21 protein-coding genes and 1 pseudogene are annotated in these 23,482 nt (G+C 65.4%); 8 read left to right on the top strand and 14 right to left on the bottom strand.

What is annotated here, in order from left to right:
* Nucleotides 1–6: 6 nt before the first annotated feature.
* The 3 genes from ACFLEY_RS47065 to ACFLEY_RS47055 form a co-directional block, all read right to left on the bottom strand.
* The gene (locus ACFLEY_RS47065; protein WP_028172460.1) at nt 7–747 is read right to left on the bottom strand and encodes a sulfate transporter family protein; all 741 of its coding nucleotides are present in this window, start codon (nt 745–747) and stop codon (nt 7–9) included.
* Nucleotides 748–834: 87 nt separating this feature from the next.
* Nucleotides 835–1,644 carry a hypothetical protein gene (locus ACFLEY_RS47060; RefSeq protein ID WP_309142060.1) on the bottom strand — a complete coding sequence of 270 codons (810 nt, stop codon included), beginning with the start codon at nt 1,642–1,644 and terminating at the stop codon, nt 835–837.
* Entirely contained in the window at nt 1,638–1,928 is a 291-nt protein-coding gene (locus ACFLEY_RS47055) for a hypothetical protein (RefSeq protein ID WP_396604463.1), read from the bottom strand. The genes ACFLEY_RS47060 and ACFLEY_RS47055 overlap by 7 nt, the downstream gene beginning before the upstream one ends.
* 348 nt (nt 1,929–2,276) lie before the next feature.
* Between ACFLEY_RS47055 and ACFLEY_RS47050 the strand changes: the two genes are divergently transcribed.
* Nucleotides 2,277–3,929, top strand: coding sequence for a protease pro-enzyme activation domain-containing protein (locus ACFLEY_RS47050; RefSeq protein ID WP_211433336.1), 1,653 nt, complete (start codon nt 2,277–2,279; stop codon nt 3,927–3,929).
* A 144-nt stretch (nt 3,930–4,073) separates the two neighbouring features.
* Here ACFLEY_RS47050 and ACFLEY_RS47045 read toward each other — a convergent pair whose 3' ends face one another.
* Complete coding sequence (locus ACFLEY_RS47045) at nt 4,074–5,489, bottom strand: MFS transporter (RefSeq protein WP_060912804.1); 1,416 nt, start codon at nt 5,487–5,489, stop codon at nt 4,074–4,076.
* A 325-nt stretch (nt 5,490–5,814) separates the two neighbouring features.
* A complete protein-coding gene (locus tag ACFLEY_RS47040) occupies nt 5,815–6,747 on the bottom strand; it encodes a LysR family transcriptional regulator (protein WP_060909582.1) in 933 nt (310 codons plus the stop codon).
* Nucleotides 6,748–6,853: 106 nt separating this feature from the next.
* Here ACFLEY_RS47040 and ACFLEY_RS47035 point away from each other — a divergent pair, with 106 nt between their 5' ends.
* Both ACFLEY_RS47035 and ACFLEY_RS47030 read left to right on the top strand, forming a co-directional pair.
* Entirely contained in the window at nt 6,854–8,029 is a 1,176-nt protein-coding gene (locus tag ACFLEY_RS47035; RefSeq protein ID WP_060909581.1) for a CoA transferase, read from the top strand.
* Nucleotides 8,026–8,967: pseudogene (locus tag ACFLEY_RS47030) on the top strand (hydroxymethylglutaryl-CoA lyase); the annotation flags it as partial. The gene ACFLEY_RS47035 and the pseudogene ACFLEY_RS47030, both read left to right, overlap by 4 nt.
* A gap of 6 nt (nt 8,968–8,973) precedes the next feature.
* Here ACFLEY_RS47030 and nikR read toward each other — a convergent pair.
* Together nikR and ACFLEY_RS47020 are read right to left on the bottom strand one after the other, a co-directional pair.
* Nucleotides 8,974–9,420 carry a nickel-responsive transcriptional regulator NikR gene (gene nikR / locus ACFLEY_RS47025; RefSeq protein ID WP_011083525.1) on the bottom strand — a complete coding sequence of 149 codons (447 nt, stop codon included), beginning with the start codon at nt 9,418–9,420 and terminating at the stop codon, nt 8,974–8,976.
* A 208-nt stretch (nt 9,421–9,628) separates the two neighbouring features.
* Entirely contained in the window at nt 9,629–12,094 is a 2,466-nt protein-coding gene (locus ACFLEY_RS47020) for a heavy metal translocating P-type ATPase (protein ID WP_060909580.1), read from the bottom strand.
* A gap of 75 nt (nt 12,095–12,169) precedes the next feature.
* Between ACFLEY_RS47020 and ACFLEY_RS47015 the strand changes: the two genes are divergently transcribed.
* On the top strand, nt 12,170–12,445 hold the full coding sequence (locus ACFLEY_RS47015) for a metal-sensitive transcriptional regulator (protein WP_028172468.1): 276 nt from the start codon (nt 12,170–12,172) through the stop codon (nt 12,443–12,445).
* Between the two features lie 179 nt (nt 12,446–12,624).
* Here the strand turns inward: ACFLEY_RS47015 and ACFLEY_RS47010 are convergent, their stop codons facing one another.
* Nucleotides 12,625–13,617, bottom strand: coding sequence for a YiiX/YebB-like N1pC/P60 family cysteine hydrolase (locus tag ACFLEY_RS47010; RefSeq protein WP_060909579.1), 993 nt, complete (start codon nt 13,615–13,617; stop codon nt 12,625–12,627).
* A gap of 192 nt (nt 13,618–13,809) precedes the next feature.
* Here ACFLEY_RS47010 and ACFLEY_RS47005 point away from each other — a divergent pair, with 192 nt between their 5' ends.
* Complete coding sequence (locus tag ACFLEY_RS47005; RefSeq protein ID WP_060909578.1) at nt 13,810–15,198, top strand: NAD(P)/FAD-dependent oxidoreductase; 1,389 nt, start codon at nt 13,810–13,812, stop codon at nt 15,196–15,198.
* Nucleotides 15,199–15,365: 167 nt separating this feature from the next.
* On the opposite strand, the gene ACFLEY_RS47000 is transcribed toward ACFLEY_RS47005, so the two are convergent.
* Genes ACFLEY_RS47000 through pheS form a run of 3 tightly spaced genes read right to left on the bottom strand, consistent with a single transcriptional unit; the run spans nt 15,366 to nt 19,677 of the window.
* Nucleotides 15,366–16,136, bottom strand: coding sequence for a sulfite exporter TauE/SafE family protein (locus tag ACFLEY_RS47000; RefSeq protein ID WP_060909577.1), 771 nt, complete (start codon nt 16,134–16,136; stop codon nt 15,366–15,368).
* 53 nt (nt 16,137–16,189) lie between these two features.
* Nucleotides 16,190–18,598, bottom strand: coding sequence for a phenylalanine--tRNA ligase subunit beta (gene pheT / locus ACFLEY_RS46995; RefSeq protein WP_211433335.1), 2,409 nt, complete (start codon nt 18,596–18,598; stop codon nt 16,190–16,192).
* A complete protein-coding gene (gene pheS / locus ACFLEY_RS46990) occupies nt 18,595–19,677 on the bottom strand; it encodes a phenylalanine--tRNA ligase subunit alpha (protein ID WP_060909576.1) in 1,083 nt (360 codons plus the stop codon). Before pheS ends, pheT begins: the two co-directional genes overlap by 4 nt.
* 150 nt (nt 19,678–19,827) lie before the next feature.
* Between pheS and ACFLEY_RS46985 the strand changes: the two genes are divergently transcribed.
* A complete protein-coding gene (locus tag ACFLEY_RS46985; protein WP_211433334.1) occupies nt 19,828–20,241 on the top strand; it encodes a hypothetical protein in 414 nt (137 codons plus the stop codon).
* Nucleotides 20,242–20,287: 46 nt separating this feature from the next.
* On the opposite strand, the gene rplT is transcribed toward ACFLEY_RS46985, so the two are convergent.
* Entirely contained in the window at nt 20,288–20,647 is a 360-nt protein-coding gene (gene rplT / locus ACFLEY_RS46980; protein WP_011083533.1) for a 50S ribosomal protein L20, read from the bottom strand.
* Nucleotides 20,648–20,727: 80 nt separating this feature from the next.
* Nucleotides 20,728–20,928 (bottom strand): 50S ribosomal protein L35, encoded by a 201-nt coding sequence (gene rpmI, locus ACFLEY_RS46975; protein ID WP_008539890.1) that lies wholly within the window; start codon nt 20,926–20,928, stop codon nt 20,728–20,730.
* 273 nt (nt 20,929–21,201) lie between these two features.
* On the opposite strand from rpmI, the gene ACFLEY_RS46970 reads away from it, so the two are divergent.
* Nucleotides 21,202–21,609, top strand: coding sequence for a hypothetical protein (locus tag ACFLEY_RS46970; protein ID WP_060909574.1), 408 nt, complete (start codon nt 21,202–21,204; stop codon nt 21,607–21,609).
* 62 nt (nt 21,610–21,671) lie between these two features.
* Here ACFLEY_RS46970 and infC read toward each other — a convergent pair whose 3' ends face one another.
* A complete protein-coding gene (gene infC, locus ACFLEY_RS46965; protein WP_011083535.1) occupies nt 21,672–22,211 on the bottom strand; it encodes a translation initiation factor IF-3 in 540 nt (179 codons plus the stop codon).
* Between the two features lie 249 nt (nt 22,212–22,460).
* Here infC and ACFLEY_RS46960 point away from each other — a divergent pair, with 249 nt between their 5' ends.
* A complete protein-coding gene (locus ACFLEY_RS46960) occupies nt 22,461–23,285 on the top strand; it encodes a carboxylesterase (RefSeq protein WP_060909573.1) in 825 nt (274 codons plus the stop codon).
* Nucleotides 23,286–23,482 lie beyond the last annotated feature (197 nt).

Here is a 23,482-nt window from a genome sequence, read left to right as displayed (position 1 = left end):
CCACCGTCACCGCATCTGCCGCGCCGGCTCGATCAGCTCGGGCCTCGGGCCCGACAGCCGCTTGTGCATGTGGACCATGAAGGCCATGCCGAAGATCGGCGTCGCCAGGTTGACGATCGGAATCGAGACGAAGGCCGCGATGATCAGGCCGGCGGCGAAGACGGTCGCGGCATTGTCGCGCCGCATCGCCTTGGCTTCCTCCGGCGAGCGGAAGCGCATCGCAGCGAGCTCGAAATATTCGCGTCCCAGCAGCCAGGCGGTGGCGAGGAAGAAGATCAGGAAACCGGCGCCGGCCAGCAGCACGAAGGGCAGCGCGATCAGATAGACCAGGATGGTCAGCAAGGCGGTCTTGACGCCCTCGTAGATCGCCTGGCTGAAGGGCAGCGCCACGCCCGGCCGTTCGGCGGGATAGTGTTCGCGCTCGACATGGTCGGCGACATCGTCGACGAACAGGCTCGCCACCAGCGAGGTGATCGCCGGCATCAGAAACACGGCCCCGAACACGACGCCAAGTCCCGCCGCGATCGAGACGATCCAGGCTAGGACCTCGAGTGATGTGTGCCAGCCGGGACCGAGCAGGCCCTCAAGCCAGACTTCGCCATAGGTCGCAAACCAGCTGAGCAGCCGCTGCAGGCCGATCGCCAGCACGGTGATCAGCACGAGCGCAAGCCCGATCGATCGCCACAGGATCGATCGCATCGGCGGCGAGATCATTTGCGACAGCGCCTTCACGGCGGCATCCAGCATGGGAGTTCCTCTCACGAAAACCACCCGCGAGAGGTAGACACCCCGGGCCGCTTCGGCAAGGGACGCTGACCCGCCAGCCCCTGCGGCTTACCGCTCCGCGGCGATACTGGCCCAGCAGGTGATGGCGCTACAGACCGTGCTCCAGCGGCCGAACCCCTTGTAGATCTGGGCGGCGACCTGCTCCTGCTGCTTCAGCGTGCCCTCGGCCTTGATCTGCGGGTCGGAGACGTTGCGGATCGCGAGCCAGCGCGGCGCCTTCTCGCCCATCTCCTGGGCCACGAGGCCAAGGATGGCGTCGCCCATCTCGGAGACGTCGCCGAGGCCCTGGAGATGGAAATGATTGTCCGAGGTGTCGAAGCCGAAGAAGTCGGTGGTGACCACGGAGGAGGACAGCCCGCTCGGCTTCACGACGAAGATCTTCGGCGCCCTGGTATTGTCCTTCGGCAATTGCCCGGCATTGGCCTTGAACAGCGTCTTGGCCTGCGCGAATTTTTTCGACACGGCGGGCCTGCTCGAAAAGTGCTCCTGCGCGAAGGGCTGCTTCTTGAATTTCGACAGGCAGTCGAAGCGCACGATCGGGCTGACGACGACGTCGCCGACCTCGAATGCCTTGCCGATACCGCCGGCGGTGCCCGTGGTGATGACCAGCGTCGGCTGCACCTCGGTGATGATCTGGCGCCAGACGTCGATGTTCGGCAATCGCGGACCGTCCTGCGACATGTGCGAGTCGGATTTGAAGATCACGCATTTCTTCTTGCCGATCGTCGTGGTCCAGTAGGTACCGAGACGCTTCAGTTCCTTGGCCGGGCAGCCGTTGCGCATCTTCTTGGAGATGGCGGCGTAGTTATGCGTATAGGGCACGTAATCGTTGCGTGAATCCTTGCCCGGCGTCAGCACGCGGCTGAGCGCGTGGCCCTCGTCGACGGCCAGGTCACGACCAGCACGTCGGCGCGCGGCAGCGACCCCTTGCCATTGCCTTTCGGCTTCGGCCCGGTCTGCGGCGCGAGTCCCTTTGGCCAGGGAATGTCGGTGAAGCGCGACAGCCCGGTCGAGGTCGAGAAGGCCATGAACGCGCGGCCCTCGGCCGATTCGGAATCGAAATCGATGATCTCGCGCCGAAAGTCTTCCGCGGTGACCTTTGCGGTCTTCTTCGCCGCGGCATCCTTCACGCGTTTCACCACGAAGGTCTCGGGCGGGGGTGGTGTCGTGATCGGATCGAAACCAAGATTTCTCTCAACCCATTTGCGGTCGGCCAACATCGCATCGTCTCCGTCAATTTGATTTTGACAAATGTCTTCCATCGGTCGGCCAGTCGGGCCGACTGGTGCAATCCTAGATCGAATTCATTGGCGTCGAATGGGTCGGAGCTATTGACCGAATCGAGGCCGGTTCGGGTCGCAGACAATTTCTCCCGTCAAACAACCGGTATTCTGAAAAAATTTGCGCAATGTCTGAACCAGGTCGCGACTGAGATTACACCTATAGTTGAGGTGCGACAATCTGCCTTCCAATCACAAACGGAGGAAGTCATGGCAAGCTCGACCAAGCGAGTTGCGCTGGTGAACAGCGCGAGGAAATTGCCGAAGGGGGCCAAGCTCGTCGGCGCGGCCGATCCCAAGCAGGAAATCGAGATCAGCGTTCGCCTCCGTGCCAAGCGCGCGCAGCCGGCGGAGGACGAATCCGTGATGGCGCTCGGCGCACAACCGCCGCGCGAGCGGCAATATCTCTCGCGTGCCGAATTCGGCGAGCATATGGGCGCCGACCCTGCCGACGTCGCCAGGATCGATGACTTCGCCCACCATCACGAGCTCAACGTCAAGAGCGTGCATCTGGCGTCCCGCACCGTGAAGCTGACCGGTACGGTGAAGGCAATGAGCGCGGCCTTCGGCGTCAAGCTCAACAAGGTCAGGCACGAGGGCGCGACCTATCGCATGCGCAAGGGCAGCGTGCAGATCCCGGCCGAGCTCGAGGGTATCGTGGTCGGTGTGCATGGCCTCGACAACCGCCCGGTGGCGCAGCCGCACTTCCGGCGCAAGATGGCGAAAAAGGGTGCAACGGCGCGCGCCGCCCAAGGTGGCAGCTTCTCGGTCGAACAGATTGCGCAGCTCTACAACTTCCCGGGCGGCGAGACCGGCGCCGGCCAGTGCATCGCCATCATCGAGCTCAACGACATCGACCAGAAGGGCCACCCCACGGGCGCCGGCTACAAGACCTCCGACCTGCGCACCTTCTTCAAGAAGGCGGGCATCCCGATGCCGCAGATCGCGCCCGCGAGCGTCGACGGCGGCGCCAACAAGCCGGGTCATTCCGAGGCCGACGGCGAAGTCGTGCTCGACATCGAGGTGGCCGGCGCCATCGCGCCGGGCGCCAGGATCGTGGTCTATTTCGCGCCCAACACCACCAACGGCTTCATCGACGCGGTGAAAGCCGCCGTCCACGACGCCGCGCGAAAACCCTCGGTGATCTCGATCAGCTGGGGCGGACCGGAAGACGAGGACGGCTCGCAGCAATTCGTCGACGGCCTGAACGAGGCGATCCGCGATGCCGCCGCGATGGGCGTCACCGTCTGCGTCGCCTCCGGCGACAATGGCTCGGCCGATATGGGCGAGGATTGGGACGGCAAGCCGCACGCCGACTTCCCGGCCTCGAGCCCCTTTGCGCTGGCCTGCGGTGGCACCAACCTGAAGGCGCCGAACGGTCACATCCAGGAGGTGGTCTGGAACGGGGGGACGCAGGGTGGCGCGGGCGGCGGCGGCGTCAGCGTGGTGTTTCCGCGGCCGGCCTACCAGGCCCATGCCCACGTCCCGAAGTCGCCCTCGCACTCGGTCGGGCGCGGTGTTCCTGACGTCGCCGGCGACGCCGATCCGGCGACCGGCTACCAGATCTTCCTCAACGGCGTCGGCACCACGATCGGCGGCACCAGCGCGGTGGCACCGCTGATGGCCGGATTGATCGCCCGCATCAACGAGGCCACGACCAAGAAATTCGGCAAGACGGTCGGCTTCATCAACCCGTTGATCTACGCCTCGCACGCGCAAGGCGTGTTCCGCGACATCACGGTCGGCAACAACGACATCACCGGCGATTTGCACGGCATGTACAAGGCCGGCCCCGGCTGGGACGCCTGCTCCGGCCTCGGCGTCCCCAACGGCGCCGCGTTGCAGAATTTGCTCGCGGCCTGATTGATCCTCTTCCTCTCCCCGTCCTGACGGGGAGAGGGCTGGGGTGAGGGGCTATTTCCGCGGAAATGGTGAAAGCTGTTCGTCCGCTCTCTCCCCGTCATTGCGAGCGCAGCGGACGATGACGAACGCGGAGCGAGACGCGGGCTACACCGCGTCCAGCGGCTTGCCGCGCACGTTCGGACCGAACAGCGCCATCGCGATCACCACGATCAGCATGGCCGCGGTGATCAGGCCGAACACGCCGGTGACGCCGCCCTCCTTCAGCATGTAGGCGACGATGAAGCCCGAGAACGTCGCGCTTAGCCGGCTCATCGAATAGACGAGGCCGGATGCACGTGCCCGGATCTGGGTCGGAAACACCTCGGTCTGATAGGCGTGATAGGCGTAGGACATTGTGGTGTTGCAGGCCGTCAGCAGCACGCCGCAGACGATCAGCAGCGCCGGCTCGGTCAGTTGCGCGAACGCCATGCCGAAGACGATGATGGCGACGCAGGCGCCGGCGATGATCCAGCGCCGCTCGAATTTGTCGGCGAAGCTCGAAGCGAGCAGCGGCGCGATCGGATAGGCGAAGGCGACGATGAAGGAATATTGCAGGCTCTTGGTGACGTTGATGCCCTTCTCGACCAGCAGCGTCGGCACCCAATTGGCGAAGCCGTAGAAGCCGAAGGCCTGGCAGAGGTTGAACACCATGAACAGGACCACGAGCGAGAGATAGGGCGGGCGGAACAGGTCGGCGAAGCCGACATTCGTGGTCGATCGCACCGCCTGGCGCGCAGGCGACGTCGCGGGCCGCGACCCGGCGCCGCCGCTGGCGGCCTCCAGCGTCGTTAGGATGCGAAGTGCCTCTTCGTTGCGGCCGTGCCGCGCCAGCCAGAGCGGGCTTTCGGGCAGGAACAGCCGGAGCACCCAGATGATCATGCTGGCGGCGGCGCCGATCAGCACCACCCAGCGCCAGCCCTCGACACCGTAAGGCGCGAGCGGCACCAGCCACCAGGCGAGGAAGGCGACGACGGGAACGGCGACGAACATGATCGACTGGTTCACCGCAAAGGCGCGCCCGCGCATCCGGCTCGGCACGAGCTCAGTGATGTAGGCGTCGATGGTGATGACCTCGACGCCGATGCCGATGCCGGCGAGGAAACGCCAGAACAGCAGACCTTCCGGAGAGGTCTGGCAGGCCATGATCACGGAGGCCGCGGTGTAGCCGAGCAGCGCATAGGTGAAGATGGCGCGCCGGCCGAAGCGGTCGGCGAGGAAGCCGAGGAAGAAGGTGCCGACGAACAGGCCGGCAAAGGTCGCGGCGACGAAGGCGCCGATGCCGGCGAAGCCGAAGAACGCCTGCGTCGTCGTGCTCAAAAGTCCGCTGCGGCTCAGGCCCGGCGCGATATAGCCGGTGAGGAACAGATCGTAGATCTCGAAGCAGCCGCCGAGCGAGAGCAGGATGACGAGGCGCCAGACATAGGGCGACCCCGGCATCGCCTCGAGCCGCCGCGAGATCTCGTCCGGCACCGACGGCGCAGCGCCGAGCTCGAAGCCTGTGTCGATGCCGACAACGCTCATGATGTCCTCCCCGAGGCGCGCGGATCGCACGCGGTTCCCGGCGGCTCATCTGTGTTGCGTGTCGTGACCTCTGCCGGATCGCGCCATGTTGGCCGGTCAAGGGCGGAAATCCAGAAGAACATATCGATGGGAGCGTTCGAGATTTTCGAACTCGGCTAATGAGAGGCAGGACAGCCGCTCGGCGAACTCGGTCACCTCTCCCGCTTGCGGGAGAGGTCGGCGCGCAGCGCCGGGTGAGGGTTCTCTCCGCAACGGGACAATCCCGATGCGGAGATACCCTCACCCCAACCCTCTCCCGCAAGCGGGAGAGGGAGCGCACCGTTGCTCACCCCACCAGCTCCGCCTGCCAGCCGCCGCTGCGCACCTGCTCGGCGATCAATGCGAGCATCAGGCGGCGCATCTCTTCCATGGCGTAGGTCATCGGACGGTTGCGCAGGCGGCAGAGATAGAGCGTGCGGGTCAGCTTCGGCTCGATCACCTTGCGTGCGATCAGCCGGCCGGCCGCGAGCTCCTCCCGCGCGAACAGCTTTGTCGCGATGGTGCAGCCGAGCCCTTCCACCAGCGCGCCGGTCATGCCGGTGATCGAGTTGGCGTGCAGGATGGCGCCGCCTTCCAGCCGCTTGAGCAGGACCGGATCGTCCAGCAGCGCGCGCGAGGAGAGCCCAAGACCGTAGCGAAGCAGGATCAGCGGCATCCGGCTCAGCTCCTCGAACCGGATCGGGGCCTTGCCCTTGCCGACCAGTTTTGGAATGCCGACCAGGAACATCTCCTCTTCGAGCACTGCTTCCGTGATCAGCTCCTTCTCCGAGGGCGGATTGTAGACCAGCGCCAGATCGACATTGGAGACCATCAGGTGCATCAGCGTCGCGCCAGACAGGCTCTCGGTGAGCGACAATTTGAGCTTCGGATATTTGGTCAGCACCGTGCGCATCAGTTCGACACCGATCGCCTTGACGCCGGAATTGGCCATGCCGATGGAGATGTCGCCGGCAATGACGCGGGCACCCTCGCGCACCTCGGTCTCGGCCTCCGCCATCGCGCGCAGGATGATGCGTGCGTGCTCATAGAGCCTTTCGCCAGCCGCCGTCGGTTCCATGCCGCGCGACTTGCGCTCGAACAGCGGCGTTGCGAACTCGGCCTCCAGGTTCGAGATATGATGGCTGAGCGCGGACTGCGCGACGTTCACCTGGTCGGCCGCGCGCGACAGGTTCCGCTGCCCGTAGACGGCGATGAAATAGCGGAGCTGGCGTGAATCCATGGGCGATCAAGCGTTCTGGAACTGCGAAGGCAATCTTCGACAGATTATATTTTTCAGAAGGCTTGTGAAGGCCTAGTCTCCTCGGTGGACGAACAGGGAGTGACGCATGACTGAGGCCGGATTGCCGCTGGAAGGCGTGCGGATCGTCGAGATGACCCACATGGTCATGGGCCCGACCTGCGGCATGATCCTCGCGCAGCTCGGTGCCGAGGTGATCAAAGTCGAGCCGCCGTCCGGCGACAAGACGCGGAGCCTTGGCGGCATGGGAACGGCGTTCTTCCCGCTGTTCAATCGCGGCAAGCGCAGCGTCGTGCTGGATTTCGAGAAGCCTGGGGATCGCGACAGCATGCACCGTCTGCTCGCGACGGCCGATGTGTTCCTGGAAAACTTTCGCGATGGCCAGCTGGAGAAGCAGGGGTTAGGTGCCGAGGAATTGCGCCGCCGGCATCCGCATCTGATCATCGCCGGCCACAAGGGCTTTCTGTCCGGCCCCTACGAGCATCGCCCCGCGCTCGACGAGGTCGTGCAGATGATGTCGGGGCTCGCGGCCATGACCGGCACCAAGGAGAAGCCGCAGCGCGTCGGCTCCTCCGCCAACGACATCATGGGCGGCATGTTCGGCGTGATCGCGATTCTCGCCGCGCTCTATCAGAAGCGCGGAGGCAAGCGCGACGGCGCCGACATTCGCATCGGCCTGTTCGAGAACTGCCTGTTCCTTGTCGCCCAGCACATGGTCGAATACGAGATGACCGGCAACAAGCCGCGCTCGATGCCCGAGCGCGAGCACGCCTGGCCGATCTACGACATTTTCGATGCCGCGGACGGCGAGCGCATTTTCATCGGCGTCGTGACCGAGGGGCACTGGCAGAGTTTTTGTCGCGAATTCGGACTGACCGAGTTTCTCGACGATCCCGCCTTGCGCACCACGACCGACCGTATCCTGGCGCGGCCGCGGATCCTTCCGCGCGTCGCCGAGATCATCCGGCAGCGGAAGGTGGCAGAGCTGTCGCAAAAGCTCGACGCGCTCAACATCTGCTTTTCGCCGATCAACCGGCCCGAGGATCTCCTCACCGATCCTCATGTGTTGCGCCCGGGCGGGCTCGTCAGCAATTTCACCGCCGAGGGCAAGCCGTTCCATGTGCCGGCTCTGCCGGTCGAGTGGAACGGCAGCCATCTCGGTGAAGGCCTGAAGGTCGCACCGCTCGGCGCCGACACATCGGCCGTTCGTGCCGAGATCGACAAGGATGACATCGCGTCAAAAGCCGCTGGGAGGCGTGCATGAGCCGGATCGAGACGATTTACCCCTCAGATCGCGTCAGCCTGCGCGAGGTGGGCCTGCGCGACGGGCTCCAGCTCGTGAAGAAATTTCCGTCAACCGAGGCAAAGCAGCGCTGGGTACGCGAGGAATATGCCGCCGGCGTGCGGCACTTCGAGGTCGGATCGTTCCTGCCGGCCAAGACCTTCCCGCAATTCGTCGACGTGCGCGATGTCATCGGGGCGGTCGCGAGCCTGCCGGGCGCTCACGGAATCGCGCTTGCGCTCAACGAGCGCGGCGTCAATGAAGCCCTCGAATCCGGCGTTGGCGAAATCGCGTCGGTGGTCTCGGCCACGGAAGAGCACAGCCAGGCCAACGCCCATCGCTCGCGCGAATCCGCGATCGCCAATGTCAGGCGGCTCTGCGAGATGCGCGATGCCAGCTCCCACAAGCCGCTCGTGAATGCCGCGATCTCGATGGCGCTGGGCTGCTCGATCACCGGTGCGGTTGATCCGGCCGAGGTCTTGCGGCTGGTCGACAAATGCCTTGAGGCCGGCGTCGATTTCGTCGCGATCGCCGACACCGTCGGCTACGCGGGCCCGAAGCAGGTCGCCGAGCTGTCGCGCGCCGCGGTCAAGCTCGCAGGACAAAAGCCGATCTGCATCCACCTCCACGACACCCGCGGCATGGGCATCGCCAACGCCGCGGCTGCACTGGACGAGGGCGTGCGCATTCTCGACGGATCGCTCGGCGGCCTCGGCGGCTGCCCCTTCGCGCCCGGCGCGACCGGCAATGTCGTGTTCGAGGATCTCGTGTTCCTGTGCGAGAGCAAGGGATTTGCGACGGGGATCGACCTGGAGAAGCTGGTCAGTGTGCGCAGGATCTTGCGCGACGAGATGCCGAACGAAACGCTGTATGGCGGCGTCGCGCGGGCGGGCCTGCCGTGCGGGACGGCGGCCTATGCGACGGACTTACTCATGCCTGTGCCCGTGCTTCCGCGCCTTCGCCGGCTTGCCTTCGCCCGTCGGAATCATCACCACGCGCCCATAGCGCACGCCGCGTTCGGCGATGATGTGGTCGGCGAAATGCCTGACCTCGTCGGCCGCGCCGCGCAGTGCCGTCATCTCCATGCAATTGTTGTCGTCGAGATGGACGTGCAGCGTCGCCAGCGCGAGGTCGTGGTGGCCGTGGAATTCCTGCACCAGGCGCTTCGAGAGATCGCGGGCGGCGTGGTCGTAGACATAGACGAGGCCGGCGACGCAGGGGCCGGTCTGCGCCGTGTCCTCTGAGGTCTGTTGCAAGCCGGCCCGCGCGAGGTCGCGGATGATCTCGGAGCGGTTCTGGTAGCCGCGCGCCGCCGCCGCGGCATCGATCTCCGCCAGTAGATCGTCCTCGATCGTGATCGTAATTCGCTGCATCAGGCCCTCTCCGCGCGTATCGCTCCTCTTACCTCGCCCCGCTTGCGGGGAGAGGTCGGAATTCAAGCCTAGCTTGAATTCCGGGTGAGGGGGAGCATCCGCGAGTCCCACTTGTAGTGAATTCGCGGAAGCAGCCCCTCACCCCAGCCCTCTCAGCGCGAGCGAAGCTCGTCGCGGCCCCGCAAGAACGAAGAGAGGGAGTACGCCCTCACAGCCGGGTCGCACGAAGCCGCAGCGCATTCCCGACCACGCTCACCGAGGACAGCGCCATCGCCGCCGCGGCGATGATCGGCGACAGCAGGACGCCGAAGGTCGGATAGAGGATGCCGGCCGCGATCGGAATGCCGGCGGCGTTGTAGATGAAGGCGAAGAACAGGTTCTGGCGGATGTTGCTCATCGTCGCCTGAGACAGTTTTCGCGCTCGCACGATGCCGGTGAGATCGCCTTTGAGCAGGGTCACGCCGGCGCTCTCCATTGCCACATCGGTGCCGGTGCCCATGGCGATGCCGACTTCGGCGGCCGCCAGTGCCGGGGCGTCGTTGACGCCGTCGCCGGCCATCGCGACGCTGCGGCCGGCCTTTTGCAGCTTTGTCACCACCGCGCTCTTCTGGTCCGGCAGCACCTCGGCCTCGACCTCGGCGATGCCGAGCCGGCGCGCCACCGCTTGCGCCGTGGTGCGGTTGTCACCGGTCAGCATGATCACCTTGATGCCCTCGGCGGCGAGGGCCTTCAGCGCCTCCGGCGTCGAGGCCTTGACCGGATCGGCGATCGCGAACAGGCCGGCGAGCCGGCCGTCGACGGCCATGTTGATGACCGTCGCGCCATCGCCGCGCAGCCGTTCGGCCTCGGTGTCGAGGGCCTTGGTGTCGATCCCGATCGACGACAGATATCGTGCGTTGCCGAGCACGATGGTCTTGCCGTCGACCTTGCCGGTCGCGCCCTTGCCTGTCGGCGAATCGAACGCCTCGACCTGGCCGAGTGTGAGCTGCTTCTCCTTGGCCGCGCGCACGATGGCGTCGGCCAGCGGATGTTCGCTGGCGCGCTCGACGCTGGCCGCCCAGCGGAGAATGTCGTCGTCGGCAAAGCCGGAAGCCGGCACGATCGCGACGACCTTGGGCTTGCCCTCGGTCAGCGTGCCGGTCTTGTCGACGACAAGCGTGTCGATCTTCTCCATCCGCTCCAGCGATTCCGCGTTCTTGATCAGGACGCCCGCCTGCGCGCCGCGGCCGACGCCAACCATGATCGACATCGGGGTCGCGAGCCCCAGCGCACAGGGGCAGGCGATGATCAGCACGCTGACGGCGGCGACCAGCCCGAAGGCCAGCCGCGGCTCCGGCCCGAACCAGGCCCAGGCCGCGAAGGCGGCGAGGGCGACGACGATGACGGCCGGCACGAACCAGCCGGCGACCTGATCGGCCAGGCGCTGGATCGGCGCGCGCGAGCGCTGCGCATCGGCGACCATCTGCACGATCTGCGACAGCAGCGTCTCCCGCCCGACCTTGTCGGCGCGCATGATGAAGCTGCCGGACTGGTTGAGCGTGCCGGCGATGACTTTTGCACCGGTTTCCTTGGTGACCGGCATGGATTCGCCCGTCACGAGCGACTCGTCGAGCGAGGAACGCCCCTCCAGGATGACGCCGTCGACCGGCACTTTCTCGCCGGGGCGAACGCGCAAATGCTCGCCGGCATGGAGCGTATCGATCTCGACCTCGTGCTCGCTGCCGTCAGCCTCGACGCGGCGCGCGGTCTTCGGGGTGAGCTGCAACAGCGCCTTGATCGCGCCCGACGTCGCATCGCGGGCGCGCAGCTCCAGCACCTGGCCGAGCAGCACCAGCACGGTGATGACGGCAGCCGCCTCGAAATAGATGGCCACCGCGCCGCCATGGCTGCGGAAGGTGTCCGGGAAGATCTGCGGCACGACCGTGCCGAGGACGCTGTAGACGTAAGCGACGCCGGTGCCCATCGCGATCAGCGTGAACATGTTGAGGTTGCGCGTCACCAATGATTGCCAGCCGCGGACGAAGAACGGCCAGCCCGCCCACAGCACCACGGGCGTGGCAAAGACGAGCTGGATCCAGTTCGAGAGTGTCTGGTCGATCCAGCTGTGCGGGCCTGCGAGATGGCCGCCCATCTCCAGCACCACGGCCGGCAGCGCCAGCACGCTGCCGATCCAGAACCGCCGCGTCATGTCGGCGAGTTCGGGATTGGGGCCGGCCTCCAGGCTCGCGACCTCCGGCTCCAGCGCCATGCCGCAGATCGGGCAGCTGCCGGGTCCGACCTGGCGGATCTGCGGGTGCATCGGGCAGGTGTAGATCGTGCCCGCCGGCATCTCCGGCTCGCTCGCCTTTTCCTTGGCGAGATACTTTGCGGGATCGGCGGCGAACTTGGTGCGGCAGCCGGCCGAGCAGAAATGGAAGGTCTCGCCGTGATGGTCGAACCGGTGCTTCGATGTCGCGGGGTCGACCGTCATGCCGCAGACGGGGTCGAGGACTTTCGTCGCGGCGTTGCCTTGGTCATGGGCGTGATGATGGGCGTGGCCGGCATGATCGCCGTGTCCGCCGCAGCATGAAGCTGCCGCAGGCTTTTCGTTCGGCGGCGTCGCCGCCTTGCTCGAACAGCCGCATCCGGTGTGACCGTCCGCGTCGTGATGATGCTTGTGCTCGGCGTCGCTCATTTCCATGCTCCGGCTTCGTGCCAGGTCTTGGCGTCAGGTCTTGCAACCCATACCCGGTAGGGGTATATAGACGGCATGCGCAAGGACATCAAGGCATCTGTCGGAAAACGTCTCGGCCGGATCGAGGGCCAGGTTCGCGGTCTGTCGAAAATGGTAGAGGAAGACCGCTACTGCATCGACATCGTGACGCAGATCTCGGCGGTGCGCGCCGCGCTGCGCCGGGTCGAGGAGGAGGTCCTGAAGGACCACGTCGCCCATTGCGTCGAGCACGCCATCACGAGCGGCGACAAGGCCGACCAGCGCGCCAAGATCGCGGAGCTGATGGCGGTGATCGGACGGGCGGAAAGATAGTTTCGTATTCGCCCGTCATTGTGAGGGGCACGGTATCTCCCCAGCGTCGTCCTGGCGAAAGCCAGGACCCATACCGCGGAATCTATCGATTGCGCTCGATGGCGGTACCGAACGACGAGTCGTCGCCAAACCTCTCCCTGGGGTAATGGGTCCTGGCTTTCGCCAGGACGACGGCGGGGTTAAGCCGCGATCTCGCGCGCCCGTCTGCGGCGCCGCGGGCGGTACATCGCCAGCTTCTTCAGCAGCGAGATATGCTCCGGGACGGTGCGTTCGACCATCTCCGCCGGCTGCGCGGCCGCAGCGCCCGCTACTTGCTCAGCCGGAATCTCATCCGGCGCCTCTTCGTCAGCCGCTTCAGGAACGAGCGGCGGCGCACTGATCGTTTCTGGAAACACACTGAATGTGCCCGCTACCTCCTCGAGCGGCTTCTGCTTGTCGGCCCAGTGCAGGGTGGTGTAGTCGAACCCGTGCACGATGGTGGGTTTGACGACTTCGAAATAGGGCGAGATGTCGAAGTCGCGGGGCATGTAGAGCGAGGAATCGCGGATGTGCAGGATCTCGCGGCGGGCGGCGCGGCTGCCGGCCTTGGTGATCTTGGGCAGGATCGGATAGCGCACGGCGTCGAACGCCTGCGCGATCAGCGCCGAGCAGATGATCTTGGTCGGATCGCCCGAGCCGATCGCGATCATGCGGCGCCGCCAGCGCTGCGGTATCGGCAGCGGAAACAGGAAGCGCATCAGGTCGACGATGTTCTTGGTGTCGTAGCCGAAGCCGATGCGGTTGATCGCATAGCGGCAGACCGTGGTGCGGTCCTCATGGGACAGCCCGACCGGGCGGCAGACCCGGGTGTGATAGGGGAAGTATTTCGACAGCGGCGCCGAGGTGACGCCTTCGCCGATATTGGCCTCGATCAGCACATGCGGCTCGCCGCTAGGCTCTTCCGCACCCTCGATCGGGCCGACATAGAGCGCGGCATGCGACCAGGTCGACTGCGTCAGGTATTTGATGATGCCGGAGATGCGGTTGTTGCCCTCGACCAGCAGCACGTCGCCGGGCTCGATGACGCCGCGCAGGTGCTCGGGGTCGCTTGGCGTGAACGGCTCATAGCCCGGCACCTCCTTCGAGAGGTACGCGGCAATCAGCTTGCCGACTGAATCTAGGACCGTCCCCATGTCGAGCTCCCCCGCGGCCTTTTCCGGCCGCCTTTTTTCCCTTCTCTATCATGGTCGAAACGTGTTGCAATTCGGTTCATCACTCTGTGAGATCAAGCACGATTGATTCACCATGATGGTTGCCGTGCAACATGAGATACGGCAAGGTTCGCTGGCTGTTCCCGTTTGCCGCAAGTCTCCGGAAACCATGACATGACAATCACGCGCCGCGGTTTCCTTTCGGCGTCGGCGGCCTTTGCCGCGATGCCGGTCCTGCGCGCAACCGCCGCACCCCCGCCGCGCGAGGCTGACATCGTCGTGATCGGCGCGGGGGCCGCCGGAATTGCCGCAGCGCGGCGCATCATGGCGGCCAATCGCAAGGTCGTGGTGGTCGAGGCGGCATCGCAGGTCGGCGGCCGCTGCATCACCGATACCACGACCTTCGACGTACCGTTCGATCGCGGTGCGCGCTGGATGCATAATCCCGAGACCAATCCGATGATCCGGCTGGCGCGCAGCGCGGGCCTCGACGTGCTGCCGGCGCCATCGGGTCAGAAGATGCGCATCGGCCGCCGCAACGCGCGCGCCGGCGAGACCGAGGAATTCCTGGCGGCGCTGGTGCGCGCCAACCGCGCCATCGACGAGGCCGCGCGTGGCAAGCTCGATACCTCCTGCGCCTCCGTGCTGCCGAAGGATCTCGGCGACTGGGCGGGCGCGGCCGAGTTCATGCTGGGCGCGAGCTTTGCCGGCAAGGACCTCAAGGAGCTTTCTGCGATTGACAAGGCGCGCGCGCAGGACCGCAATGCCGCGATCGCCTGCCGTCAGGGCCTGGGTACGCTCATCACGAAGCTGGGCGAGCAGGCGCCGGTCGCGCTGTCGACGCCGGCAAGCCGCATCAGCTGGAGCAATCGCGACGTCAGTGTGGAGACGCAGGGAGGCAAGATCGCCGCGCGTGCCGCCATCGTCACGGTCTCGACCAACGTGCTGACCGCGGGCGCGATCAAGTTCGCCCCCGATATTCCCAAGCGCACGTTGGACGCGGCGTCAAAGCTCAGCCTCGGCAGCTACGACCACATCGTGTTGCAGCTGCCGGGCAATCCGCTTGGTCTTGCGCGCGACGACATCCTCATCGAGCAGAGCAATTCGACGCGCACCGCGCTGATGTTCGCCAATATCGGCGGCTCCTCGCTGTGCTCGATCGACGTCGGCGGCTCGTTCGGCCGCGATCTGTCGGAGCAGGGCGAGAAGGCGATGGCGGCCTTCGCGAAGGAATGGATCGCAAAGCTGTTCGGCAGCGAGGCCGCGGCCATTGTGCAGAAGACCAGCGCGACGCGCTGGAATGCCTCGCCCTTCGTGATGGGCGCGATGTCGGCGTCCTCGCCCGGCGGTCAGCTCTCGCGAAAGATACTGACCGAGCCGATCGGCAATCTGTTCCTCGCCGGCGAAGCCACCCACGAGACGCTGTGGGGCACCGTCGACGGCGCCTGGGAAAGCGGCGAACGCGCCGCGGACGCAGCGCTGCGCAAGATCGGCGCGCTCAAGGACGAGCCGGCCGATGTGCCGACGCAATCGACGAAGAAGCGGCGGGCGCCGCGCCAGTAGGGGAATTGATCCAGCTGTCGTCCTGGACAAGCGCAGCGAAGCGGAGCGCAGATCCAGGACCCATTACCCCAAGAAGTAGTTTGGCGAAGACTCGGAGTGACCCGCTCGCACTACAAGCGTTGACCGGGGCAATGGGTCCTGGCTTTCGCCAGGACGACATTGGGGAGTTAGCGCAAAACCCCATCCAGCGCCGGCAGCCCAAAAATCACCGCCATCGCGATCAGCGCATAGCAGATGCCGCGAAATATTTTTTCGCTGGCGCGGCCGAACAGCGAGGCGCCGAATGCGACGCCGATGGCGTAGACCGGACCGACGATGAGCGAGAGCATTAGCGATTCGCGGCTGATCAGGCCTGTCGTCGCGTAACTGACCATCGAGAAGAAGTCCGACGCGCCGAAGAACAACAGGATGTTGGCGCGCGCGACGATCGACGGGATCGGGCGGCCGAGCCAGTAGCCGACGATCGGCGGCCCGCCGGTCTGCGCCAGCCCGCTGCAGAAGCCTGAGAGGCCGCCGATGCCGACCGAGAGCCAGGCGTGGTCCTCGCCGCGATAGCGCCAGCCCGACAGCAGCAGCAGCAATAGCGCGGCGACGAAGCTGGAGATGATCCAGCGCGTGGTGACGGGCTCGAGCACGCTGAGAAAATAGGTGCCTATGGGCACGCCGATCAGCGCGCCGAGCACGATCACGGCCGTGGCCTTGCGGTCGGCCTTGCGCCACGCGTCGGGCAGCAGCGGCAGCGCTGCGACGAAATCGATCACGAGCAGCAGGGCGGCAACGAGCCGCGGCGCCGCGAAGCTGCTCGCCAGCGGCATGAAGATCAGCGCCGAGCCGAAGCCGGAGAAGCCGCGCGCGGTACCCGAGACGAAAGCGACGGCGCAGAGCGCCATCGCAATGGTGAGGCTGACGTCCTTCGGGAGGAAGTCCGTGAGACTCATGCTTTATTTCTGGAGCATGATGTTGTCCGAAAACCGCTTCACACTTTTCGGCATCATGCTCTCAGCGTACCGCCGGTCTTCTTCGTCACCTCCGCCACGACCTTCGCGGCGACGGCCTCGATCTCCTGGTCGGTCAGGGTCTTCTCGCGCGGCTGGATCGTCACCGCGATCGCGATCGACTTCTTGCCGTCATCGATGCCCTTGCCCTCGTAGACGTCGAACACGTTGACGCCGGTGATCAGCTTCTTGTCGACGCCTTGCGCGGCGCGCACGATGTCGCCGGCCTTCACGGTGCGGTCGACGATGAAGGCGAAGTCGCGCGACACCGGCTGGAAGGCCGACAGCTCGATCAAGGGCTTGGCGCGGGTCGGCCTCTTCTTGGCCTCGGGGACGCGGTCGAGGATGACCTCGAACACCATCAGCGGACCGTCGGCGCCGAGCGCTTCCAGCGCGCGCGGATGCATCTCGCCGAAATAACCGAGGACGTTCTGCGGGCCGATCTGGATCGTGCCGGAACGCCCCGGATGCAGCCAGCCGGGACCGCCGGCGACGATCTGGAGCGCCTGCATCGGCGCGCCGGCAGCGGCCAGCACCGCCAGCGCATCGGCCTTGGCGTCGAACAGGTCAGCCTGCACCGAGCCCGACCAGTGCCGTCCGAGACCCTCGGACGAGGCAAAGCCGCGGCGCACGCCGCTCGCCGCCATGAACTGATCCTGCGGGCGATCGCCCTTGAACACCTGGCCGACCTCGAACAGCGCGACATCGCCGAAGCCGCGATCGGCATTGGCCTGCGCCGCCGCGATCAGGCCCGCCAGCAGAGTCGGGCGCATGTCGGAGAGATCAGATGCGATCGGGTTGGCGACTTCGAGTTCGCGCTGGCCGCCGCCGAACAGTTTTGCCGCAGACTTCGTGATGAACGACCACGTCACCGCCTCGATGATGCCACGGCTCGCGAGCGCGCGCCGCGCGCGGCGGGTGCGGAGCTGGAGCGGGGTAAGCACCGGTTTGCGCGCATCCTCGCCGCGCTCGAACGGCGTCATCGGCACCTTGTCGACGCCGTAGATGCGGACGATCTCCTCGACGATGTCGGCCTTGCCGTGCACATCGGTGCGCCACGAGGGCACCGCGACCTTCACCACGGGACCCGGGCCCGCCATCATGAAGCCGAGATGGGTCAGGATGCGCTTCATCTCCGGCTGCGGCACCTCGATGCCGGACAGGCGCTTGACCTCGGTCACCGGGAAATCGATCACGCGGTCATCGCCGAAGGCCTTGCCGACCACGACGTTCTCGGACGGCGCGCCGCCGCACATCTCCATCACCAGCTTGGTCGCGAGCTCCAGCCCCGGCACCATGAAGGCCGGATCGACGCCGCGCTCGAAGCGATAACGTGCATCGGAATTGATGCCGAGCTTGCGGCCGGTCTGGGCGATGTTGATCTCGTTCCACAGCGCGGACTCGATCAAGACATCGGTCGTGTTCTCGTCGCAGCCCGAGGCTTCGCCGCCCATGATGCCGGCGAGCGATTCGACGCCGTGCTCGTCGGCGATCACGCAGGTCGAGGAATCGAGATTATAGGTGCGGCCGTCCAGCGCGAGCAGCGTCTCGCCGTCGCGGGCGCGGCGCACCACGAGATTGCCCTTCACCTTCCTGGCGTCGAACACGTGCAGCGGGCGCGCGCGGTCGTAGGTCATGAAGTTGGTGATGTCGACCAGCGCGTTGATCGGACGCAGCCCGATCGCGGTCAGCCGCTTCTGCAGCCATTCCGGCGACGGGCCGTTCTTGACGCCGCGCACGAGGCGGAGCGCGAAGCCCGGACAGAGCGTGGCGTCCTCGACCGTGACCTTCACGGGACACGGGAATTCGCCCTTGACCGGCTTGATGGTCGGGTCCTTGAACTTGCCCATGTCGGCGGCGGCGAGGTCGCGCGCGATGCCGTGCACGCCGGTGCAGTCCTGCCGGTTCGGCGTCAAATTGATCTCGACCACGGGATCGCCGAGCGCGGCCCATTCGGCGTAAGCAGCGCCGATCGGCGCGTCCGCCGGCAATTCCATGATGCCGTCATGGTCATTCGAGATCTGGAGCTCGGCCGCCGAGCACAGCATGCCGCGGCTCTCGACGCCGCGGATGGTGCCGACGCCCAGCGTGATGTCCTTGCCCGGAATGTAGGTGCCGGGGGCCGAGAACACGCTGACGAGACCCGCGCGCGCATTCGGCGCGCCGCACACGACCTGCACCGGCGCGCCACCGTCGCCGGTGTCCACCATGCAGACGCGCAGGCGATCGGCATTCGGATGCTGCTCGGCCGAGATCACCTTCGCGATGGTGAAAGGCTTCAGCGCCTTCGCCTTGTCCTCGATGTTCTCGACCTCGAGCCCGATCATGGTGAGCTTGTCGGCGAGCCTGTCCAGCGGCTCGTCGGTCTCGAGATGATCCTTCAGCCAGGAGAGGGTGAATTTCACGAGCTCAGCCCTCCCGCGAGAGTCGGCACTTCGAGCGGCTTGAAGCCGTAATGGGACAGCCAGCGGACGTCGCTGTCGAACAGCTGGCGCAGGTCGGCGATGCCGTATTTCAGCATGGCGATGCGGTCGATGCCCATGCCCCAGGCGAAGCCCTGGTATTCGTCGGGATCGATGCCGCAGGCGCGCAGCACGTTCGGGTGCACCATGCCGCAGCCGAGAATCTCCAGCCAGTCCTCACCCTCGCCGAAGCGGATCTCGCCCTTGTCGCGGCGGCACTGGATGTCGACTTCCAGCGACGGCTCGGTGAACGGGAAGAACGACGGACGGAAGCGCATGTTGATGTGGTCGACCTCGAAGAACGCCTTGCAGAACTCGTGCAGGATCCATTTGAGGTGGCCGAGATGCGAGTGCTTGTCGATGACGAGCCCTTCGACCTGGTGGAATTGCGGCGTGTGGGTCGCATCCGAATCGATGCGGTAGGTGCGGCCCGGGCAGATCACGCGGATCGGCGGCTTCTGGCTCAGCATCGTGCGCACCTGCACCGGCGAGGTGTGGGTCCGCAGCAGCATGCGCGAGCCGTCCTCCTTCGGATGGAAGAAAAAGGTGTCGTGCATCTCGCGCGCGGGATGGCCTTCCGGGAAGTTCAGCTTGGTGAAGTTGTAGTCGTCGGTCTCGATGTCGGGACCTTCGGCGACGGAGAAGCCCATGTCGGCGAAGATCGTGGTCAGCTCGTCCCAGACCTGGCTCAGCGGATGGATGCGGCCGGCATCGGTCGGCGCCTCGCGCAGCGGCAGCGTCACGTCGATGGTTTCGGACGCCAGCCGCGCATCGAGCGCCGCCGACTTCAAGACGTCGCGCTTTGCCGCGAGCGCCTCGGTGACCCTGTCCTTGGCCTGGTTGATCGCGGCGCCCTGCGTCTTGCGCTCGTCCGGCGACATCTTGCCGAGCGTGGCAAGCAGAGCGGAAATCGAACCCTTCTTGCCGAGGGCTGCGACGCGCACCGCTTCGAGGGCGGCTTCGTCGCCGGCGGCGGCGACCTGATCGAGGATGGATGTTTCGAGCGTTGCGAGGTCGGACACAGTCAAATCCTTGCTGCTAAATTCGGCTGGGTTGTCGCCGCCGGAAGGCCGTAACGTCAAGCGAAAAGCCGGTCATTTCGGGCTGAAGAACGGCTGGGTTGAACCTCGCGCGGGGCGCCGGCACCAAGGGGGATACGAGGAGAATTCGTGATGCTCTCAAGGTCCTGCCTGGCCATTCTGGCCGTCGTTCTATCGGTTGCCGGCACCCCGGCACGCGCCATGGTCTGCATGGAGAAGTCCATGACGCTGGACGAGGTCGTCGACACCATCAACGCCCAGAAGGGCTGCGAAAGCGCGATGAAGGTGTTTCAGGATTGCCAACTGACCGCGAGCGGCGATGTCCAGCTCGGCGCTGCCGTCGAGAAGAAATGCGAGGCGGACTTCATGCCCGGCCTCAACGCTGCGCTGAAACAGGCCTATCAACGCGAGATGCGCGTCTGCGACCGAAAGTACCGGAATAAATCCGGCACCATGTATCTATCGTTTGCGGCATTCTGCCGGGCGGAGGTCGCCCAGCGTTACTCGCAACGCGCGCTGCAGGCTGCGGGCCCCAAGAACCGCTAGTCAAGAACCGTTAGTCAAGAATCGTTAGGCCCGCGCGCGAGTGACCTCAGGCCGCGAGCGCGGCCTTGGCCTTCTCGGCGATCGCCTGAAACGACGCGGGCTCGTTGATCGCGAGATCCGACAGCACCTTGCGGTCCACGGTGATGCCCGACTTGGCGAGACCGTCGATAAATCGGCTGTAGGTCAGGCCGAACGGACGCACAGCGGCGTTGAGGCGCTGGATCCAGAGCGCGCGGAACGTCCGCTTCTTGCGCTTGCGGTCGCGGAAGGCGTACTGCTGGGCCTTCTCCACGGCCGGCTTGGCGGCGCGGATGGTGTTCTTGCGGCGGCCGTAGAAGCCCTTGGCGGCCTTGTAGACTTTCTTGTGCTTGGCGTGGGCGGTCACACCGCGTTTGACGCGAGACATGACAAAAATCCTTCAGAGATGACTTGGTTTTCGGATCGCCGCGGAAGGCGCGGCTGCGGTGGCAGTGATCGTGGACGCGATCAGGCGTTCGGCAAGAAGTACTTCTTGACGTTGTCGCCGTCGGTCTTGAACAGCACGCGGGTGCCGCGAAGCTGACGGATCTGCTTCTTCGTCCGCTTGATCATGCCGTGACGCTTGCCGCGCTGGGCGTGCATCACTTTGCCGGTGGCAGTCACCTTGAAGCGCTTTTTAGCGCCCGATTTGGTCTTCAGCTTGGGCATTTGGCTCTCCTAATGGCCACAGAAATCCGCCCGCGAAGGCGGCTGGCCGTCAAAAATGCTCGTTAGAGCGTTGATTGTGCTCAGGTTTCTACGAACAAGCGCGAAACCCGCACGAAACACCGCCACGGCAGCCCTTAATCAGCCGGGCGATGAAGGCTGGGCTTATGCCAGAGCGGGAGCCGATTGGCAACGATGAACCGCCGAAACCCGCCCGCCGACTATCCGGAATTGCTATCCTCATGTCCAAGCCGTGTCGCCTGGAGCAGGACCAAAATGGCCCATTTCTCGCAATTAATCCCGCAATTTGCCCCGCAGTTTACCCGCCCGCGCCGCCTGGCGCTGCTTGCCGTGCTCGCCGCCGCTGCGCTGCCGTCCACCGCCGATGCCCGCGCCGGCGGCTATGACGGCATCTGGAACGTCACCTTCGCCACCACCCGTGGCAATTGCAGCTCGGGCTACAGCGTCCCCTTCACCGTGACCGGCGGCCGCGTCTCGTCAGCCGGCGGCGGCCGGGTCTCGGGCAGGGTCAAGCGCTCCGGCATGGTGGCGGTCTATGTCTCCGTCGGCGCGTCCCATGCCAGCGGCGGCGGCCGGCTTGCCGGCGTAAACGGCGCCGGCTCGTGGCGCGGCATCATTTCCGGCGACCAGTGCAGCGGCACCTGGCACGCGACGCGGAGCTGACACACAAACGGCCCGCCGGAGATCCGGACGGGCCGTTAACTCTCAATCCCAAATAACTGGCGTCAGCGCGGCGCCAGCACCATGACGACCTGACGGCCTTCGAACCGCGCGTCCTGCTCGACCTTGGCGAGCTCGGCGACGTCGGTCTTGATCTTGTCCAGAAGCTTGGTGCCGATCTCCTGGTGCGCCATTTCACGGCCGCGATAGCGCAGCGTGATCTTGACCTTGTCGCCCTCTTCGAAGAACCGCTGCATCGCGCGCATCTTCACGTCGTAATCGTGATCGTCGATCATCGGGCGGAGCTTGATCTCCTTGATCTCGACGGTCTTCTGCCGCTTGCGGGCTTCGGCGGCTTTCTTCTGAGCGGAATACTTGTACTTCCCGTAGTCCATGATCTTGCAGACGGGAGGGCTGGTATTCGGCGAAATCTCGACCAGATCCATACCAGCTTCCTGGGCCATCTTGATGGCGACGACGGTCTCGACCGTGCCTTTGTTGTCACCGGTCTGATCGATCAGCTGGATCTGCGCATTGCGGATATCATCATTGATGCGCGGCCCGTCTTTGCTGGCAGCGGGCGGAGCTTTATTAGGACGGCGAATGGGTGGTTCTCCAAAGTTGTGAAAGAAGCGGCTATTTTGAAGGAAGATGCGTTTGCCGGCAAGCAAGTCGCGTACGCGAAGCGAAAAACCCTCAAATGCGAGGCATTTTGGACACGCCCCCGGGCACGCTGACCGACATAGACACCTTGCCTCTGTTCCGCAAGCGTCCCAAAGGGCCAATGCCGGTGTCCGGCGGCACCACGGAACACGCCCAGACAGCTCAAACCACACAGTCAGAGTAAACGTTCCATGACCGATGCAATTCCCGATACCGTGCTCGATTTCATCGATGTGGGCGAGGGCGCGTCCGCGCGCAGGATCGCGGTGCGCCGCCGCGCCGGAAAGGGCCCCGGCCTCGTCTGGCTCGGCGGGTTCAAGTCGGACATGCAGGGCAGCAAGGCGCTGGCGCTGGACGCCTGGGCTGGGGATCACTGCCGCGCCGCGGTCCGGTTCGACTATTCCGGCCACGGCGAATCGGGCGGCGATTTCGCCGACGGAACCATCGGGCGCTGGCTGGAGGAGAGCGTCGCGGTGTTCGAGCGGTTCTGCGACGGCCCGCAGATCCTGATCGGCTCCTCCATGGGCGGCTGGATGGCGCTGCTGCTCGCGCGCGAGATCAGGAAGCGCCAGGAGAACCGGCAAGAGAACCAACAGGAGAACCAGCAAGAGAGCGCGTCGCTCGCCGGCCTCGTGCTGATCGCGCCGGCGCCCGACTTCACCGAGGAGCTGATGTGGAAGAATTTTCCGGCTGCGGTGAAGAAGGAGATCGAGACCAAGGGCGTCTGGCTGCGGCCGTCCGAGTATGGCGACGGCTCGCCCTATCCGATCACGCGGAATCTGATCGAGGAGGGCCGCAACCATCTCGTGCTCGGCGGCGCCATCGATCTCGGCTGTCCCGTCCGCATCCTGCAAGGCGCACAGGACCCTGATGTGCCCTGGCAGCACGCCTTCGCGCTGACGCACCGTCTGCCGGCCGACGACGTCGTGCTGACCCTGATCCAGGATGGCGACCACCGCCTCTCGCGCCCGCAGGACATCGCGCGCATTCTTGCCGCGGTGGCCGAGATCGGGTGACGTGATTTTCTTCCTTCCCCCCTTGTGGGGGAAGGTGGCATAGGCGGCCTTCGGCCGCCGTTCTTAAAAACGCCGATGCTTCGCATCGGCTACGGCGCCGGATGAGGGGTTTTCTCCGCATACTCGAATGCGAGTTGGATTTGCGGAAGCAACCCCTCACCCGCCTCAATCGCGCAAAGCGCGATTGATCCACCCTC

The sequence above is a fragment of the Bradyrhizobium sp. YCK136 genome (assembly GCF_044570075.1).
Lineage (GTDB): Bacteria > Pseudomonadota > Alphaproteobacteria > Rhizobiales > Xanthobacteraceae > Bradyrhizobium > Bradyrhizobium diazoefficiens.
Note: the sequence above shows the minus strand (reverse complement) of the source record. Positions and strands in the feature narration are given on the sequence as shown.

Coding starts and splice junctions, on each gene's coding strand:
- ACFLEY_RS47065 (WP_028172460.1), bottom strand. CDS start 747: ATGCTGGATGCCGCCGTGAAGGCGCTGTCGCAAATGATCTCGCCGCCG.
- ACFLEY_RS47050 (WP_211433336.1), top strand. CDS start 2,277: ATGGCAAGCTCGACCAAGCGAGTTGCGCTGGTGAACAGCGCGAGGAAA.
- ACFLEY_RS47045 (WP_060912804.1), bottom strand. CDS start 5,489: ATGAGCGTTGTCGGCATCGACACAGGCTTCGAGCTCGGCGCTGCGCCG.
- ACFLEY_RS47040 (WP_060909582.1), bottom strand. CDS start 6,747: ATGGATTCACGCCAGCTCCGCTATTTCATCGCCGTCTACGGGCAGCGG.
- ACFLEY_RS47035 (WP_060909581.1), top strand. CDS start 6,854: ATGACTGAGGCCGGATTGCCGCTGGAAGGCGTGCGGATCGTCGAGATG.
- nikR (WP_011083525.1), bottom strand. CDS start 9,420: ATGCAGCGAATTACGATCACGATCGAGGACGATCTACTGGCGGAGATC.
- ACFLEY_RS47020 (WP_060909580.1), bottom strand. CDS start 12,094: ATGAGCGACGCCGAGCACAAGCATCATCACGACGCGGACGGTCACACC.
- ACFLEY_RS47015 (WP_028172468.1), top strand. CDS start 12,170: ATGCGCAAGGACATCAAGGCATCTGTCGGAAAACGTCTCGGCCGGATC.
- ACFLEY_RS47010 (WP_060909579.1), bottom strand. CDS start 13,617: ATGGGGACGGTCCTAGATTCAGTCGGCAAGCTGATTGCCGCGTACCTC.
- ACFLEY_RS47005 (WP_060909578.1), top strand. CDS start 13,810: ATGACAATCACGCGCCGCGGTTTCCTTTCGGCGTCGGCGGCCTTTGCC.
- ACFLEY_RS47000 (WP_060909577.1), bottom strand. CDS start 16,136: ATGAGTCTCACGGACTTCCTCCCGAAGGACGTCAGCCTCACCATTGCG.
- ACFLEY_RS46985 (WP_211433334.1), top strand. CDS start 19,828: ATGCTCTCAAGGTCCTGCCTGGCCATTCTGGCCGTCGTTCTATCGGTT.
- rplT (WP_011083533.1), bottom strand. CDS start 20,647: ATGTCTCGCGTCAAACGCGGTGTGACCGCCCACGCCAAGCACAAGAAA.
- rpmI (WP_008539890.1), bottom strand. CDS start 20,928: ATGCCCAAGCTGAAGACCAAATCGGGCGCTAAAAAGCGCTTCAAGGTG.
- ACFLEY_RS46970 (WP_060909574.1), top strand. CDS start 21,202: ATGGCCCATTTCTCGCAATTAATCCCGCAATTTGCCCCGCAGTTTACC.
- ACFLEY_RS46960 (WP_060909573.1), top strand. CDS start 22,461: ATGACCGATGCAATTCCCGATACCGTGCTCGATTTCATCGATGTGGGC.